Origin of the sequence: Microbispora siamensis, from assembly GCF_016863095.1 — a bacterium.
Classification (GTDB): Bacteria; Actinomycetota; Actinomycetes; order Streptosporangiales; family Streptosporangiaceae; genus Microbispora; species Microbispora siamensis.
In genome coordinates this window covers 233,111-249,621 of the sequence record NZ_BOOF01000002.1, presented here as the reverse complement: position 1 = coordinate 249,621, position 16,511 = coordinate 233,111, and the positions used below count along the sequence as shown (strand labels likewise).

The window sequence follows — 16,511 nt, the reverse complement described above, 5'->3', positions numbered from 1 at the left end:
CCGGCCATGGCGGAGCGGCCCTCGGTGAGGAGGGGCGGAAGGCTCCGGATGCGGGCCGCGCGTTCCCTGGGAAGGGGATACGACGGTGATGCGATGTACGGGATTTATTGGGGTAAAAGGTGATGTGAGGCACGAGTATAGGGAAAGAGGGAGTAAAGGGGACAAATCGATCTAAATTGCAGGTAGATCGTCCTTGACTCCGAGCCTCGGAAAACGCTCTCATAACAAGATCAGTCAAAGCGACGGCAAGGGGCCGGCATGGCGTTCGAAGACTTCGTGTGGATCAACGAGCCCGCCGGGTGGTCGCACACCGGAGAGGGTCTGCGGGCCGTCGCCGACGCCCAGAGCGACCTGTGGCAGAAGACGCACTACGGCTACTCGTACGACACCGCCCACATGTTCGGCCGCCAGGTCGCCGGGGACGTCCGGCTGACCGTGACGTTCGACGCCGACTACGCCGAGCAGTACGACCAGGCCGGGGCCGTGCTCCGGATCGACGAGGAGAACTGGATCAAGGCGGGGGTCGAGTTCGTCGACGGCGGCCACCAGCTCAGCGTCGTCGTCACCCGCGGCTTCTCCGACTGGTCCGTCACGCCCGCGCCCGGCGGCCTCGTCTCCGCGACGTTCGACCTCGAACGGGCCGGCGACGCCGTGACCGTCCGATACGGCGTGAACGGCGCGGAGCCCGAGCACATGCTGCGCCTGGCCTACTTCCCGCCGCAGGCGCCGGCCCTCGCCGGGGTCATGTGCGCCGCCCCGGCCGGCAAGGGCTTCGAGACCCGCTTCACCCGCGTGTCACTGAGGTAGGCGTCAGGCGCCGGTGAGGCGCCGGTCCCGTCCCCGCGCCGTGAACCGGTCTTGGGCGTCCAGCACGGCGTCCCCGTGGCGTACGGCCCACTCGCCCATCGCGCGCATGGGGGCGAGCAGCGCCGTGCCCGCCTCCGTCAGCGCGTAGTCGACGCGGGGCGGCGCCTCGGCGTACGCCCGGCGCTCGACCAGGCCGTTGTACTCCAGGCGCCGCAGCGCCTCGTTGAGGACCTTGGGAGAGATTCCGCCGATCCGGGCGCGCAACCGCCGTGGCCGCATCGGGCCGGCCTCGCCGAGCGTGTAGACCACGACGCTGTCCCAGCGGTTCGCGAGCACCTCGAACGCGAGGCGCGCCCGGCAGTCGGAGGTGTACGCGCGCTCGTCGTGGAACTCGTCCATGGCCCCATCCTGCCCGGTCCGAAAGACACCGTGTGGTGTGCGTCGGCTTCTCTAACGTCTGGGCCGTCACCTGGTTCATCCGGAACGGAGAAGGCACCATGCGCATCGGCATCCTCGGCACGGGCGGGATGGCCACGGCACTGGGCGGCGCCTGGGTCCGCGCGGGGCACGACGTGCTCGTCGGCGGACGCGACCGGGCCGCGGCCGCCGCGACGGCGGCCCGCATCGGCGCCGCGAAGGACGGAACGCTCGCGGACGCGGCCGCGCACGGCGAACTCGTCCTCGCGGCGGTTCCCGCCGGCGTGGCGCCACGGCTGGTGAACGGGCTCGCGGCCGTCCTCGCCGGGCGGACCGTCCTCGACTGCTCGAATCCCGTCGAGCCGGGCGACGACGGGCTGACGCTGACGACGGGCGGCACGACCTCGGTCGCCCGGCTGATGGCGGACGCCGCGCCGGACGCCCATGTGGTCAAGGCGTTCAACCTGTGCCACGACAGCATCTGGACGGTGCCGCGGCCGGCGTTCGAAGGAGTTCCGCTGGCCGTGCCGTTCTGCGGCGACGATCCGGGCAGCCTCGACCGGACCGCCGCGCTGATCACGTCGATGGGATGCACGCCGATGCCCTGCGGAGGGCTGTCCCGCGCGGTCTACCTGGAGGCGACGGCGGCGTTCGCGATCGGCGTGTGGTGGTCCGGAGCGGAGCCGCGGTTCGCCTTCCCGGCGTCGGAACGGGCCTAGCTAGACGCCGGTCGTGGGCAGGACCAGTTCGGCGAAGATCGCCCGGTGGTCGGTCACCGGGAGCCGGTGGACGCCGAACGCCCGGACCGCGACGCGCGGGTCCACCAGGATGTGGTCGAGGGTGACGGGCGGCACCGGCAGACCCCTGAAGTCCGACGACCTCCGATACGGCCAGGTGCCGGCCAGACCGTTGCCGGTCGCGTCGGCCGCGTCCCGGTAGCCCGCGTCGAGCAGGCGCCGGACCCTGGCGTGGTCGAGCGTCGCGTTGAAGTCGCCGGACAGGATCCGTACGGGCCCGCCCGGACCGGGGAGCGCGGCGAGCGACTTCGACCAGCAGCTGAACCGGTACGCGTAGCGCGGCGCGCACGGGTGGACGGACACGACGGCGACGGGCCCGGCGCCGGGAACCTCGACGACGCCCGCCGCCTGCTGGCGGTCGTTGACGGTCGTGAGCTCCTCCGGCCGCAGGGGGAACCGCGTGAAGAGCCCGGAGCCGCCCGAGCCCTCCTGCGCCCGGTCGTCCGCGTACGGCAGGAGCGTGGTCAGGCCCGCCGCACGTAGGCCCGCCGACGCCTCTGGGGTCAGTTCCTGGAGCGTCAGGACATCGGGGCGCAGCCGCCGTACGAGGTCCACCAGCGCGGCGGGCGGGACGGAGCCGTAGAGCAGGTTGGCCGACAGGACCCGGAGGGCCGGGGTCTGTGTCCCTGATGTGCCCAGGGCGCCGGCCGCCCGCACACCCGCGCCGGCCGAGCCGTACGGGAACGGGTCCGACAGCGCGCGGGGCAGCACGCAGGCCGCCAGCGTCGCGGTGACCGCCAGGCCCGCGACGAGCGCCGCCGGGCGCCGCACGAGCAGCGCGACCAGCGGCGCGACGACCGAGGCGAGGGCGACGTACGGCGTGAACGCCACCAGTTGCACCCACCGGAAGTGGACGTCGCCGGGCACCAGCCGCAGCACGGCCCACAGCGCGAACGGCGCGACCGCCGGCCACGCGAGCAGGCCGCGCCAGATCCCCGGGCGGCCCACCCAGCCGGCTGTCAGTCTCGCCATCCCCGGACTCCCTTCCGAAAGATCCACTGTACGACGCGTATGCACGTGCATTCAGGGGTTCCACGCCGGTAGGGGGGAGGCCTTACAGTCTCCGGCATGGATGTCGAAGCGAGAGTCCTGGACGCCATCGACGAGGCCGAGACCGTGCGCCTGCTGGCCGGCCTGGTCCGGGTGCCGAGCGTCACCGGCACCGACGCCGAGTCCGACCTGCAGGACAGATGCGCCCGCATGCTCACCGAATGGGACCTCGACGTCGACATGTGGAAGCTCGACCTCGACGATCTCCGTTCCCGCGAGGGGTTCCCCGGCATGGAGGCGGAGCGCGCCGAGGGCTACGGCGTCGTCGGCGTCACCGAGGGCGAGGGCACGCCCGCGCTGATCCTGCAGGGGCACGCCGACGTCGTGCCGATCGGCGACCCGGGCAAGTGGGAGGGGCAGGACCCGTTCGGCGCCCGCCTCACCGCGACCGCCCTGCACGGCCGGGGCGCCTGCGACATGAAGGCCGGTCTCGCCGCCAACCTCGCCGTGGTGCGTGCGCTGCGCGTGGCCGGCGTACGGCTCGCGCGCCCCCTGGCCGTCCACTGCGTGGTCAGCGAGGAGGACGGCGGGCTCGGCGCGTTCGCCACCCTGGCCAGAGGCCACACGGGAGAGGCGGCCGTGATCACCGAGCCGACCAGCGGGAAGCTGATCACCGCCAACGCGGGCGCGCTGACCTTCCGCCTGGAGGTCGCCGGCCGGGCCGCGCACGGCGCCACCCGCTACGAGGGGGTCAACGCCGTCGAGGCGTTCGTGCCGGTGCTCCAGGCCGTCCGCCGGCTCGAACGCGAGCGCAACGCCGATCCCGGCCCCCTCTTCGAGGGCAACCCGCTGCCGTACCCGATCGAGATCGGCACCGTGCGCGCGGGCGACTGGGCGAGCACGGTGCCCGACCTGCTCGTGGCCGAGGGACGGCTGGGCGTCCGGCTCGACGAGGACCCGGCCGACGCCCGCGCCGCCCTGGAGAGCGCGCTCGCCGATCTGGACGACCCCTGGCTGCGGGACAACCCCGTACGCGTCACCTGGCCGGGCGGGCAGTTCGCCAGCGGCCGGCTGCCCGAGGGGCATCCGCTGGCGGAGGAAGCGGCCCGCGCGGTGGCCGACGTGACCGGGGCGCGGCCGGGCCGCACCGCCGCGCCGTACGGGAGCGACCTGCGCCTGTACGCGGGGGCGGGCGTGCCGACCCTGCACTACGGGCCGGGCGACGTCCGCTTCGCGCACGCCCCGCGCGAGCAGGTCGACCTGCGGGAGGTCCGCGACGTCACCCGCGCCCTGGCCCTGCTCGTCCTGCGCCGCTGCGGCGTCCGCTGAGACTGTCCGCTGAGGCCGCGGTGACGGCGGTCAGCAGTCGGCGGTGACCGAGGCGATCTCGTTGAGCGGGAACTCCAGGTAGTCGCCGGCCTCCTCGCACCACGCGTCGAGCACGCCGCTGCGCAGTTCGCCGTGGCTGACCGTGGCGGTGACCCCGTCGGCCAGCGTGATCATCGCACGGACGTCGCGGTCCACGACGAAACCCAGCAGCGACTGCTGCGCCGCCGGGAGCCGGGTCGCCATGCGCCCGATGACGGCCCACGTCTGGCGGGGCTGCGCCGCGGCCGCCACCGGGCCGCCGCTGACCAGCAGCCGCCTGGCGTGCTCGCGCGGGTCCGGCGGAGGCTCCAGCAGCGGACCGGGGGGTTCGAGCTCGGCGACCCGGCCGCCGGGCAGGAGGATCAGCCGCCCGCCCTGCGGCTCGCGCCGGATGGTGATCTCTCCGGTGTCGTCCACCGGCACGGGGGCGTACCCCGCCTCCCTGAGGGCGGCCAGCGTGGCCGCGGCGGGCGCCGCGCCGGCGAGCACGGTCGGCGCCAGCAGCCGCAGGCCCAGCTTGGCCAGTTTCCGGTGCGCGGCGATCTCGGCGAGCAGCGTGGGGTCGGAACCCTGCACGATGCAGCCGACCGACGACACCGTGACCTCGCCGTGCCGCCGCGCCACGTCCCTGATCAGGTAGGTCAGCGGCTGGGGGAGCGTCCCCGCCTCCGACAGGTCGGCGATGAGCGTGTCGGCCGTGTCGCCGCCGTCCAGGGCCCGCCGTACGCTCGCGGGGCTGAACCGCCACACCGACGCCGAGCCCTGCGACTCACGGTCGGCGGCGCGGTCGAGCAGCGCGGCGAGCTCGACCGACGGCGGGCCGGTCACCACGGCGGTGAGGTCGGCGCCGAACAGGGCCGTGCGCCGCGCGCTCGCCATGGCATGCGTGGCGGCCTTCGCCAGCGCGGGGTCGTGCTCGACCTCGGGCACGCACTCGCGGCTCTCGTCCCCGGCCACGCCCGCGAGCGGGGCGAGCGCCCGGCCGAGACCGGTGAGCGCGTCGCAGGCGACGAGCCCGAGCAGGCGGGCCTCCTCGAGCACGGCCGCCGCGCAGCCGTCCAGCAGTTCCCGGTCGAGCAGCGGGGCGCGCCAGTGCACCCGCTGCACGAGCTCCGGCAGCGTCGCGAAGGACCTGCCCTCGGGGATCTCGGCGAGTGCCGCGAACAGGGCCCACCGGATCCTGGCGATCGTCTCGCCGGCCGGGTCGTCGCCGAGCGCGGCGGGGTGGCGGCCGTCCACCCGGCGCAGCGACGAGCGCTCCATCCGCCACCACGCGGCCAGCAGGACGCGCAGCCGCATGGGCGCCTCCTCCAGCCGCCACGCGTCGTACCGGCCCGCCGGCGTCAGCCCGCCCGCCTCCTCGTCGATCGCGATCAGCCGGGCGACCGCGCAGACCTCCAGCAGCAGCCGGGTCTCGTCCTCGGCGCAGCCGGTCTCCCTGGCCAGGCGCTTGATCTCCCGCACGCCGACCCCGCCGTTCTTGAGCAGCGGCAGCGGCGTCTTGTCGACGTTCTCCAGCAGCGCGGTGGCCCGGTCGAGCACGTGCGGCGCGGCCAGGCACATCGCGTGCTCGACGGCGTCGGCGTCCGACTCCGCCGTGGCCAGGTCGGGCGGGTACGGCGTGAACGGCCCGCGGTAGTCGGGGCCGCGCAGCGCCAGCGCGACCTCGCGGGGCATCTCCGCCAGGTCCCACTGGGTGCGGAAGAGCAGGCCGCGGTCGAGGGCCCACTTCTCCGGCGTGCCCGGGGTGATGAACCGGTTGCCGTTCACGCTGCGGACCGGGCCGTCCCACGCGAAGTCGTCCAGCATGCCGAGCGTGCCGTCGGGGGCGTCGTCGAGAAGCGACCCCAGGCGCTCGCAGTCGCCGAGCAGGGCGGTGATCCGGGCGATCACCTGGCGCCTGCCGCCGTGCGGGGACAGGTCGAGCACCCGGCACATGCGGCGCAGCGCGTCGGTGCTGAGCTTCCAGGAGTCGAGGTACGCGCCGAGCGGCTCGCCCAGGCCGCAGGGCGCGGTCCACCAGCGGGCGACGGCCTCGGCCACGGTGATCCTGCCGTCGCGGCCGGGCCAGGCGACGGCGTGGTCGTAGAGGTGGTCGAGCCACGGGATCACCGCGGAGGCGCTCACCCCGAGGAAGCGGGCCAGTTCGTCCTCCGTCGGACGGCCGCCGATGACCAGGCACGCCTGCAGGAGTTCGAGCGGGGGAAGGGGGAGGCCGCGCATGACCTCCATGACGGCGAAGGTGTCGGTCAGCCGCTGCGCGAGGGCGTCCAGGCGCCGGGGCCACGGCGCGGCGATCGCGTCCGGCCGGTTCGCCAGCACGCGGGCGAGCCTGTCCTCGTCAAGACTGGTCAGCCAGCCGATTAGGTGATCGTCCATTGTTGATCTCTCGGGAGTCCCAGGAAGCCACCGTAGTGCAGATCACAGTCTCGGCGGGGCCCGTGGGCGGACAATGAGCGCAAAGTCACGGATCCCGAGATCACGATATTTCTCCGCCGATCGCTTGGGAACGAGCACGCCGCCGGGCCGTCACGGCCCGCTCTCGCCCATCATCGCGTGCCGCGCCCGGCCTCAGGGGCGGTTCCGGGGAATCCGGGCCGCCGGCCGGAGGGCGCTCCCATGCATTCCGGGCTGCACGGGAGCGCTCTTCGGCCGGCGGACCATGACCGGCGACAGGTAGATCTGGCGATCGGGTTAGGTTTTCCGGTGCTCCTGAGCGGAGAGCCGTCACTCCCCGCGCGGGGCGGCCGAAGCTCCCGGCGAAGCGTGTGGCCCCGCCGTCCGGCCGCCGGCCTCTGTTCGGGCCGCGCTGCTTCAGGCCGCCAGTACGGCCCACACCGCCTTGCCCTGCGGGACGAGCGGGCACCATCCCCAGCACACGCTCAGCGACTCCACGATGTGCAGCCCGAGGCCGCCCGGCTCGAACGGGCTCGGATCCCGCAGCACCGGCGCGGACGAGCCGGGATCGGTGATCGCGCAGGTCACGTGCGCGCCCCGCCGGATCAACGACAGCCGCATGGCCTCCCGCGTGCGGCTGTCGGTGAGCGTCATGCCGTGCCGCAGGGCGTTGGTGACCAGTTCCGAGACGACCAGTTCCATCCCGTCGAGCAGGTCCGCCAACTGCCAGCCCGAGAGGGTCCCGGCGGTGAAGCTGCGCGCCGAGTGGACCGATTCCGCGCGGGGCGGCAGGACGAAGGTGGCGCTGGCGGTGGCCGACCCGGGTTCGAGGAGACCGCGTGCGGGCTCCGGCCACCAGCCGATAGGCGGCCACCAGTCGAGCGCCGACCACTGGTTCTGGCCACGAGTCAGGTTCGTGGACTGCACGGGATCATGATGAGGGACACTCCCGTGCATGTGCAAGAGCGAATGCACGTGCAAGCGCGTTGTGCAAGCGCTACGGTACTCCCGAACACCACTGGGACGAAGGGGGCGATCTTTGACAGACTGTGAACCAGTCCACAAAGCGGAGGAATAGCACGTGTCCATAGATCCGCCCGGATCCGGTTCCACCGTTCGACGCATCATGCTCGGCGCGAGCCTGCGCCGGCTGCGTGAGCAGCGGGGCCTGACCCGCGAGGTCGCCGGATTCCACATCCGTGCCTCGGAGTCGAAGATCAGCCGGATGGAGCTCGGCCGGGTCGGGTTCAAGACACGTGACGTCGAAGACCTCCTCACGCTGTACGGCGTCCACGACGACGCCGAGCGGCGTGGCCTGCTGGAGATGGTCCGCGAGGCGAACACGCCCGGGTGGTGGCACAAGTTCGGCGAGGTGCTGCCGAACTGGTTCGTCACCTACGTCGGCCTGGAGGAGGCTGCCAGCGTGATCCGCACCTACGAGGTGCAGTTCGTGCCCGGCCTGCTGCAGACGGCGGCGTACGCCCGCTCGGTGATCACGCTCGGTCATCCGGACGCCTCGGAGGACGAGCTCGAGCAGCGCGTCCATCTGCGGATGCAGCGGCAGGAGAGGCTCACGCACAAGGACGGCCCCCGGTTGTGGGCCGTCATCGACGAGGCCGCGCTCAGGCGGCCCATCGGAGGGAGTGCGACGATGCGGGAACAGCTCCAGCACCTGCTGGAGGTGTCCACGCTGCCCAACATCACCCTTCAGGTGATGCCCCTTCGCTACGGGATGCACGCGGCCGAGGGAGGCGCGTTCACCATCCTCCGCTTCCCGGAGTCCGACCTTTCGGACGTGGTCTACGTCGAGCAGCTCTGGGGTGCGCTCTACCTGGACAAACGTGAGGACATCGATCCCTACCTCACGGCCATGGAGCAGCTGTGCGTGGAGAGCACCACGCCCGGCGGCACTGCCGAGATCCTCGGCGAACTTCTCAGAGAGACATGAATGCAGACATATAACGGGATGCCCGCAACCGACATCGCCGGGGTCACCTGGCGGAAAAGCGCCCACAGCAACTCGACCGGCAACTGCGTGGAGCTGGCCGAGCTTCCCGACGGCGGCGTGGCCGTCCGGAACTCCCGCTATCCCGACGGACCGGCGCTCATCTACACACGAGATGAGATACGGGCCCTGGTGCTCGGGGTCAAGGACGGCGAGTTCGACGGCCTCCTGGTCTGACCTGTTCTGGTGTAACCCCGTGTTCACCCGCTTCTCACGGGCGTAACAGCGCGACGCGGGAGGCGTAACACGGATCCGGCACAGTGAGTCCCAGGAAAGCTCACAAGGGGGACCCCGTGCTGGACCAGATGACTCTCTACCCGGTGGCCGACGACGTGCTGTTCGCACCCGGAGGCCGCGTGGTGATCCGCACCTACGGCGTCGCCGCACCGGCCGACCCGGCGGACGGGCGGCCCAGGACGGTGGCGTATCGGACATGGGTCACCGGGGTGCGGGAGCAGCCCAGGTACTGGCGGTGGGGGCACTTCGAGGACGCCCGGCGCGGCCACCGCAAGGTCCTGGAATGGCTGACCGGCCGAGGCCCGCAACCCCAGCCGGTCGCCCAGGCGTGAACAGGCACGCGTGAACAGGCACGCGTGATCGGACCGGTCTGATTCGGACCGGCACGTTTCCGGACCGGCACGTCTCAGGTCGGCACGTTCCAGCGGAGCAGGACGGGCTCGTCGTCGTGCTCGTAGCCGAGGACCGAGTACGTCCCGGTGTCGAGACGCAGGTGTCTGCCGTGGTCGGCCGGCAGCGACAGCCAGCGCGCCGCCAGCACACGCAGGATGTGCGCGTGCGCGACGACCAGGACGTCGCCGTCCGCCGAGCGGATCCGGGCGAGGACCTTGTCCGCCCGCTCCCCGACGTGCTCGACGGTCTCACCCGGGTGCGCCTCGTCTCCCGGGACGACGCCGTCGCGCCAGACGTACCAGCCGGGGCGTGACCTGCGGATGTCCGCGGTGGAAATCCCCTCGTAGCCGCCGTAGTCCCACTCCCACAGGTTCGGGTCCACCTCGTACGGCCCCGCGCCGGCGAGCTCGGCCGTACGGCGGGCCCGCTGCGCGGGACTGACGAGGACCAGTGCGAACGACCGGCCCGCCACCAGGCGGGACAGGGCGCGCGCCTCCTCCTCGCCGTGCGGTGTCAGCGGCAGGTCGGTGCGGCCCGTGTGCCGCCCGGCCCTGCTCCACTCGGTCTCGCCGTGCCTCAGCAGGATGACGTTCATAGACGGTCCATCTTGCCCGTACGGCCGATTTCACGCGCGGCGGCCCCCTTGACCGTCCATCGGCGGCCTGCAGTAGGGTCCCGCCGGAAAGGGGGCGTCATGGAGCCGGTGCGGGTGGGACTCGTCGGCGCGGGACCGTGGGCGGAGATGGTGCACGCGCCCGCCCTCGCGGCGGGGCCGCACACGACGCTGTCCGGGGTCTGGGCGCGCAGGCCCGAGGCGGCGCGAGCGCTGGCGGACGCCCACGGCGCGCCCTCCTTCGAGCGGCTGGAGGACCTGTTCGCGGCGTCGGAGGCGGTCGCCTTCTGCGTGCCGCCCGCCGTACAGGCCGAGCTGGGCGTGCTCGCGGCCCGGGCGGGCAGGGCGCTGCTGCTGGAGAAGCCGCTCGCGGCCGACCTCGACGGCGCCCGGCGCCTGGCCGGGGCGATCGAGGAGGCGGGCGTCGCCTCCCAGATGCTCTTCACGTTCCGCTACTCGGCGGCGACGGCCGGCTTCCTCGACCGGGCCCGGCGGATCGAACCCTTCGGAGGGCACGCCGTCAACATCTCCGGAAGCCTGCGCGGCGGCCCCTTCGCCACCCCCTGGCGGCTTGAGCGCGGTGCGGTGCTCGACGTGGGCCCGCACATGATCGACCTGCTCGACGCCGCGCTCGGCCGAGTGGTCGCGGTCAAGGCCCACGGCGACCCGCTCGGCTGGGTCGGCCTGCTGCTTGAGCACGAGGGCGGCGCGGTCAGCGAGGCGTCGCTGAGCATGGCCGTCGAGGGCGACACCCCGCCCAGCCGGATCGACGTGTACGGACGGCTCGGCAGCGCCTCGCTGCTCGGCTCCGAACTCGGCGACGTCTTCCCCGAGGTGGTCCGGCAGTTCGCGGGCACCGTACGCGACGGCGGCGGGCATCCGCTCGACGCCCGCCACGGCCTGCGCCTGCAGGAGATCATCGACGACGTGGAGCGGCAGCTGCGGGCCGGCTGACCAGGGCCAGGCCCGCGACCAGGGCGGCGCACGCGATCAGCGGCGCCGGGCCGGGCGCGAAACCCGTGATCGTGAGGGTGAGCAGCGCGCCGCCGACGAGCGGGGCGGCGGCCGGCACGTGCCGGTGGGCGGCGGCGCCCACGGGCTCCTCGAAGCGGCCGAGCAGCGCGGTGAGCGCGACCAGGACCAGCGCCAGGGCGGCCAGCCACAGCGGGACGGCGCTCCACCACGCCGCCGAGCCGGCCGACGGGGTCGCCAGCCCGAACCCGAGGGTCGCCACACCGGCGACGGTGACGAGCGCGGTCATGTGCCACAGGTAGACGGTCATCATGCGCGGCGCGAGCGCGGTGAGCACCGCCTCGGCTCGAGGGCGGGCGGCCAGCGCGTTCACGGCGGGGCGCAGCAGCATCGCCAGGCCGAGCTGACCGGCGAACAGCGCGAGCAGGCAGGCGCTCGGCGGGGCCATATTCGAGATCATGCCGGGCATCCCGATCATGCTGGCGGGGTACGGTCCGGCCGCCACCAGGCCCGCCACCATCGCGAACCCGGCCACCGCGAGCCCGGCCGCCCGCCGTCCGGTCAGCCACTCCAGGCCGCCCTCGGCGTACCGGAACCCGACCTGGTGCACCGCCAGCCAGACGAACGCGACGTTGAGGTAGCCTGCGGCCTCCAGGCCGGAGAACCGGACGACGTCCATCAGCACCGCGCCGCCCGCGAGCACCGGCAGGACCACCCCGGTCCGCATCCGCAGCAGGTGCGGTGTGGCCACCACGGCCAGGAGGTAGACCGCCAGGAACCAGAGCAACTGGCCGACCGTGCGCGCGGCCACCTCCACCGGCTGCGCGGGCACGCCGAGGGCCACCAGGAGGTGGGGGAGCGGCAGCCACACGACCGCCAGCGGCACCACCGGCCAGGCCAGGCGGCGTACCCGGCGCGCCGTCCATTCACGGGCGGTGCCGCCCCGGCGGACGGCGGACCTGAAGCTGATCGCGTTGGCCGCGCCCCCGGCGAAGAAGACCAGCGGCATGACCTGCGAGATCCAGGTGACGTACGGAATCGCGGCGAGGGCGTTGCCCGTGGTGAGGCGTCCCTGGGCGTACGACAGGACCGGCATCGTCCAGTGCTGGACGACCACGAGGACCATCCCGAAGACGCGCAGGACGTCGATGAAGCGGTCCCGTGGCGCGGGCGCGGCCGGGGCCCGCTGTGGAGCCGGAGGAAGCATGGTCAGGGACACGGGGGCCGCCTTCGCTGTGTCGGCCGCCGGGGTGGTCAACCCGCGGGCGGGGGTCGGGGGCTTCGGCACTGTGAGCTCGGAGGCTCTGGGGGCTCGGAGGCTCCTGAGTGCGCGGGGTCTCGGAGTCATGGCCCCGTCGAGCACGTCAAGCGTCCCGCCGCGGCCCTGCCCGGCGCAGCGACGCGGTCCCTACTTCCGATCATGGGCGACCCCCTACCGCCGGGGTAGGGCCTGCCCTACCATCCCCGCGTACGCCCCGGTAGATAGATGCAAGGCAGGCGGCTGTCCATGCCCGCGGCGCGGTGACCAGGCCGGGCCGGGACCGCGCCCATGACAGCGCGCCCCGGCCTTCCCCGTCGGGTATGGCACACCCGGTCTCCAGGGTCATGTATCGGCCGGAGAGGCTATCGCCGCGAAAGCGAAATTCGGCCGTCCGTCGAAATCCTCCGGTATCACGAGAAATTTATGGGATGCGCGATCCCGATTCGTGGATTAGTCTGGCCTGGTTTCCGGCACTTCGCTGCTCGAGCATCACCCCAGGCAGGCCGGTCGATCGTCCGAAACAGGCGCCCGCGAGGAAAAGAATGGATCGCGAACCGCTCGCGAGCACGACGACGCGATCCGGAGACCGGCCCGCGGATACTTTTGCGCGAATAGCCACCTGCGGCAGCGTTTCGGTCATTTTCGGCACGACTCGCCGCCTTTATCGGCACCTGCTGACGATATACACCGTGACCCTCGTCCCGGGCCTTGTGACGCAGTTGGCCGTGGTCGTCGCCGCGGGCGGCCGGGTCGCCGTCGTCGGCGGAATCCCGCGATTCGTAGAGTCCTCACCGGTCTTCGGCCTGATCCTCGCCGTGGCCGTGTTGACCGCGATCGCGTCAGGCCTCGCCGCGCTGGCCGGCGGCGCTCGTCTCGTGCTGGACTTCATGGACGGTCGTCCGTTGTCGGCCCGGCTCGCGGTGACGGCCGTCCTGCGCCGGCCGCGAACGTTCGCCATGCTCGTCATCCTGTTCGTGCTGGCCGTCGTCGTGCTGGTGGCCATCGGTGCGGCGCTCGCGGCCTCGGCGCCGTCCGTCGTCCCGGCGGTGGTCGTGGTGATGGCGGTCGGCGTCACCACGCTGCCGCTGATGATCGCATGGGCCGCACTGACCGACGGGGTTCCTCCGCTGCGCATGACCTGGCGGCTGATCTCCCGTGACTACGGCGGAGCCGTCTGGATGCTGGTGCTGGGGTACCTCGCCGTTCCCGTCCTGCTCCAACTGGGCCTGTTCGCACTGGGCGGGCTGCTTCCCGCCCCGACCGGCGGGCCGTTCCGCGACGCGGCGCGGCTGGCCGCGGCCGTCCTGCAGACGCCGCTCCAGGCCGCCGCCGTCGGCTGCTGCTACGCCTACCTACACCGGCTGGGGCCGGCCACCGTTTACGACCTCGACCGGGAGAAGGGCGACGACCGCGGCCACGAGCGCGTCGGGCGGCGGTGGCCGCCGATCGTCACGCGGCCGGCCGTACTGCTGGTCGCCCTGCTGCCCGGCATGCTCTACGGCGGGTACGCGGCCGAGCCGCTCTTAGGGGCCCGCATGGTCGACAACGAGATCGGCGTCAAGGAAGGGGACGTGGACCACCCGTCGCGCACCGAGATCATGTTCGGCCCCGGCGGGGAGCCCGTCATCTTCCGCGACGAGAGCCGCCCGGTGGTGGTGTTCTGCGGCGACGACGCTTGTGGCGGCCATGTCAGCGTCACGATGGACGTGTACTTCCGCACCCATCCGGCGACGGCGGTCGCGCCCGACGGCTCGCTGGTCGTCGCGGGCTGGACGAGTGAGATCGGTGCCTCCCGCATGGAGTTGGTGATGTTCTCCTGCCGGCCGGACGGCTGCATCCGGCGGCCGGGCAAGCCGCTGAAGGCCACCGAGGAGTCGTCGGACGCGCAGGCCGCCGCTCCGCCTCCCCTCTGCTGCCCGCCGGTGGGGTCGGGCAGTTCGACCTCGCCATCGGCTCCGACCAGCGGCCGCGCATTCTGTGGTACGGCACGGCCGATCCGGCCGGCGACAACGCGTACCACCTGCTCACCTGCGCCGACCCGCACTGCGCCCCATGAGGAACGGGGGCCGGGGCGCTGATCTGCCCGCGGCCCGTCTTCACGCGACCGGCCCGCAGCCACGAGGGGGGAAATGAGTCTCGAATCGTCCGCAAGCCCGGCGGCCCGATCGGAAGCGTGGTCCCAGGAGACGCTCGCCCAGGTGAGGGGCAGGCGCGACCTTGAGATCATGTACGGCACCGCGGCCCGCCTCTACCGGCCGCTGCTGGCCGTGTGCGCCATGACCCTCGTCCCGGGCCTTGTGACGCCGTTGGCCGTGGCCGTGGCCCTGGGGGACCGGATCGCCATCGTCAACGGGAGCCCGCTGCTCCTGACCTCGTCACCGCGCGTCCTGTGGACGTACGCCGGAGTGCTGCTCATCATGATCGCCGCCGGACTCGCTTGTTCGGCCGCGGGCAGCCGCCTCGTCGTCGATCACATCGACGGCCGCCCGTTGTCGCCGGCGCGTGCCGTCCTGGCCGTCCTCCGCCGCCCGCACGCCTTCCTGCTGCTCGCCGCCGAGCTCACGCTGGCAGCCGGAGTGCTGCTCGTCCTGGTCGTCGTCGTGGCGGAGCTGGTGAAGTCGATCGTTCTGGCGCTGACCCTGGCCGCGACGGCCGGCGTCTTCACGCTGCCCGCCCTGCTCGCCCTCACCGCGCTGACTGTGCTTCCGGGGCGCGTTACTCCGCTGAGAACGGCGTTCCGCTTGGCCGCCCGCGACTACGCAGGAACGGCCTGGAGGGTCGCGCTGGGGTGCCTCGTCATCCCCGGCCTGGCCCAGGCGGCCCTGTACGGCCTGCGCTTCCTGCTCCCGGTTCCCACCGGTGTGGCGATCGACGACGCCGTACGGGTGACGGCGGCGGTCCTGCTGGCACCGTTCCAGGCGGCCACGCTGGGATGCTGCTACGCCTACCTCAGGAAATGGGACGCGCCGGAGCCCACGACGACCGGCGAACCCGCCAGGCGGCGGACCAGGTCCTGGCCTGTCGTGGCCGCGCTGCTCCCCGGCCTGCTGTACGGGGGGTTCGCCGCCGCCAACCCGCTCGGGCGGGCCGAGGTGGTCGACAATGAGCTCATCGCGAAGGAGCGCTACCCGGACCAGCCGATCAGCGCCCAGATCGTCACCGGCTCCGGCGGCCGACCGGTCATCATCACCGACCGGGGCACGCTGAAGCCGGCCTTCTGCGGCGACGGCGCCTGCGCACGGCAGGCCGCCGTCCCCCTGGGGGCCTACCTGGACGGGCAATCCGTCGCCGCCGCCATGCCCGACGACTCGGTGCTGATCCCAGGATGGGTGTACGAGCCGGGGCCGAGCGACGACGTCGAGCTCCACCTGTTCTCCTGCAGCCCCGGCGGCTGTGCGCGACGGCCCGGAAGGCCACTGCGGTTGGCGCGGAAAGGGTGGCTCCACGTGAACGTCGCCGCGGCCGCGACACCGGACGGCGTCGCCATCGCCTCGATCGCCCCGGAGCCCGGCTCCGGCGGCGTTTTCGCGCGCGTCGAGCTCACGCTCTGCCGGGACGCCGCCTGCGCCGCCCCGCGAACTATTACTGTCGGCCGCCTCCGCGACAGGGCCGCCGTCAGTGTGGACAACCGCACGGTCGCCGTCGCCAGCTCCCCGGACGGGCGCCCGGTGATCGCCTACGTCGACCGGGTCTCGCGAAGGACGACAGTGGTGAGCTGCGATTCCCCCGCCTGCCCGCATCCGCGGACCCATGCCTTCACGGCGTCCGAGGCGCCCGAGCCGGTCCTGTGGGGGTGGCTGACCGGTTCACTGCGGATCCAGATGGCGATCGGGCCGGACGGCAGGCCGGTGATCGTCGAGAATGACCCGGAGCGTGAGGTCACGAAGATCTTCTTCTGCCCCGACCGGGAGTGTTCCGGGCCCCCGCGGTCCGCAACCGTGTCCGAGATCGCCACCAAGAGCTCCCCCGGCCTGGCCCTTGACGCCGCCGGTCGTCCGATCCTGGCCGGCTACGACACGGAGGACCTCCGGGTGACCCTCCTGGCGTGCGAGGACACCGGCTGCGCCCGCCGCCGACTCACCCACCTCATTCCCGCGAACGCGTTCGGTCCCCTCGACCTCGTCGTCGGCTCCGACCGCCGCCCGCGCATCGTCTGGTACGGCACGCCCGATCGCGGGGGAACGCCCACTTATCACGTCCTCACCTGCGCCGACCCGTACTGCCTGAAGTCCTGAACGAAGCGCCCAGACATCA

At 72.8% G+C, this 16,511-nt stretch carries 15 protein-coding genes; 9 read left to right on the top strand and 6 right to left on the bottom strand.

The genetic code is table 11. The annotated features are described in order from the left end of the window. Positions 1 to 258: 258 nt before the first annotated feature. A complete protein-coding gene (locus tag Msi02_RS02890; protein WP_204046915.1) occupies positions 259 to 807 on the top strand; it encodes a DUF1349 domain-containing protein in 549 nt (182 codons plus the stop codon). Between the two features lie 3 nt (positions 808 to 810). Here the strand turns inward: Msi02_RS02890 and Msi02_RS02885 are convergent, their stop codons facing one another. Beyond that, complete coding sequence (locus Msi02_RS02885; protein ID WP_204046914.1) at positions 811 to 1,206, bottom strand: winged helix-turn-helix transcriptional regulator; 396 nt, start codon at positions 1,204 to 1,206, stop codon at positions 811 to 813. Positions 1,207 to 1,304: 98 nt separating this feature from the next. On the opposite strand from Msi02_RS02885, the gene Msi02_RS02880 reads away from it, so the two are divergent. Beyond that, positions 1,305 to 1,943, top strand: coding sequence for an NADPH-dependent F420 reductase (locus tag Msi02_RS02880; RefSeq protein WP_204046913.1), 639 nt, complete (start codon positions 1,305 to 1,307; stop codon positions 1,941 to 1,943). On the opposite strand, the gene Msi02_RS02875 is transcribed toward Msi02_RS02880, so the two are convergent. Further along, on the bottom strand, positions 1,944 to 2,993 hold the full coding sequence (locus Msi02_RS02875) for an endonuclease/exonuclease/phosphatase family protein (RefSeq protein ID WP_204046912.1): 1,050 nt from the start codon (positions 2,991 to 2,993) through the stop codon (positions 1,944 to 1,946). A 96-nt stretch (positions 2,994 to 3,089) separates the two neighbouring features. Here Msi02_RS02875 and Msi02_RS02870 point away from each other — a divergent pair, with 96 nt between their 5' ends. Continuing rightward, positions 3,090 to 4,340: an ArgE/DapE family deacylase gene (locus Msi02_RS02870; protein WP_204046911.1), complete on the top strand. Its 1,251-nt coding sequence runs from the start codon at positions 3,090 to 3,092 to the stop codon at positions 4,338 to 4,340. Between the two features lie 30 nt (positions 4,341 to 4,370). Here the strand turns inward: Msi02_RS02870 and Msi02_RS02865 are convergent, their stop codons facing one another. Then, positions 4,371 to 6,758, bottom strand: a complete 2,388-nt coding sequence (locus Msi02_RS02865) for a helicase-associated domain-containing protein (RefSeq protein ID WP_204046910.1) — start codon at positions 6,756 to 6,758, stop codon at positions 4,371 to 4,373. A gap of 435 nt (positions 6,759 to 7,193) precedes the next feature. Beyond that, positions 7,194 to 7,703, bottom strand: coding sequence for an ATP-binding protein (locus Msi02_RS02860; RefSeq protein ID WP_239108063.1), 510 nt, complete (start codon positions 7,701 to 7,703; stop codon positions 7,194 to 7,196). A 154-nt stretch (positions 7,704 to 7,857) separates the two neighbouring features. Here Msi02_RS02860 and Msi02_RS02855 point away from each other — a divergent pair, with 154 nt between their 5' ends. The 3 genes from Msi02_RS02855 (at position 7,858) to Msi02_RS02845 (ending at position 9,350) form a co-directional block, all read left to right on the top strand. Next, positions 7,858 to 8,724: a Sco1979 family transcriptional regulator gene (locus tag Msi02_RS02855; protein WP_505745415.1), complete on the top strand. Its 867-nt coding sequence runs from the start codon at positions 7,858 to 7,860 to the stop codon at positions 8,722 to 8,724. Then, positions 8,725 to 8,958, top strand: coding sequence for a DUF397 domain-containing protein (locus Msi02_RS02850; protein WP_079314287.1), 234 nt, complete (start codon positions 8,725 to 8,727; stop codon positions 8,956 to 8,958). It begins immediately after the preceding gene. A gap of 116 nt (positions 8,959 to 9,074) precedes the next feature. Continuing rightward, on the top strand, positions 9,075 to 9,350 hold the full coding sequence (locus Msi02_RS02845) for a hypothetical protein (protein ID WP_079314286.1): 276 nt from the start codon (positions 9,075 to 9,077) through the stop codon (positions 9,348 to 9,350). A gap of 74 nt (positions 9,351 to 9,424) precedes the next feature. Here Msi02_RS02845 and Msi02_RS02840 read toward each other — a convergent pair whose 3' ends face one another. Further along, on the bottom strand, positions 9,425 to 10,006 hold the full coding sequence (locus tag Msi02_RS02840; RefSeq protein WP_079314285.1) for a histidine phosphatase family protein: 582 nt from the start codon (positions 10,004 to 10,006) through the stop codon (positions 9,425 to 9,427). Between the two features lie 99 nt (positions 10,007 to 10,105). Between Msi02_RS02840 and Msi02_RS02835 the strand changes: the two genes are divergently transcribed. Further along, entirely contained in the window at positions 10,106 to 10,978 is an 873-nt protein-coding gene (locus Msi02_RS02835; RefSeq protein WP_204046908.1) for a Gfo/Idh/MocA family protein, read from the top strand. On the opposite strand, the gene Msi02_RS02830 is transcribed toward Msi02_RS02835, so the two are convergent. Further along, a complete protein-coding gene (locus Msi02_RS02830) occupies positions 10,941 to 12,215 on the bottom strand; it encodes an acyltransferase family protein (protein ID WP_239108062.1) in 1,275 nt (424 codons plus the stop codon). The two genes, Msi02_RS02835 and Msi02_RS02830, sit on opposite strands and share 38 nt — an antisense overlap. Before the next feature lie 731 nt (positions 12,216 to 12,946). Between Msi02_RS02830 and Msi02_RS02825 the strand changes: the two genes are divergently transcribed. Next, the gene (locus Msi02_RS02825; protein ID WP_204046907.1) at positions 12,947 to 14,335 is read left to right on the top strand and encodes a hypothetical protein; all 1,389 of its coding nucleotides are present in this window, start codon (positions 12,947 to 12,949) and stop codon (positions 14,333 to 14,335) included. Positions 14,336 to 14,455: 120 nt separating this feature from the next. After that, a complete protein-coding gene (locus Msi02_RS02820) occupies positions 14,456 to 16,492 on the top strand; it encodes a hypothetical protein (RefSeq protein WP_204046906.1) in 2,037 nt (678 codons plus the stop codon). Positions 16,493 to 16,511 lie beyond the last annotated feature (19 nt).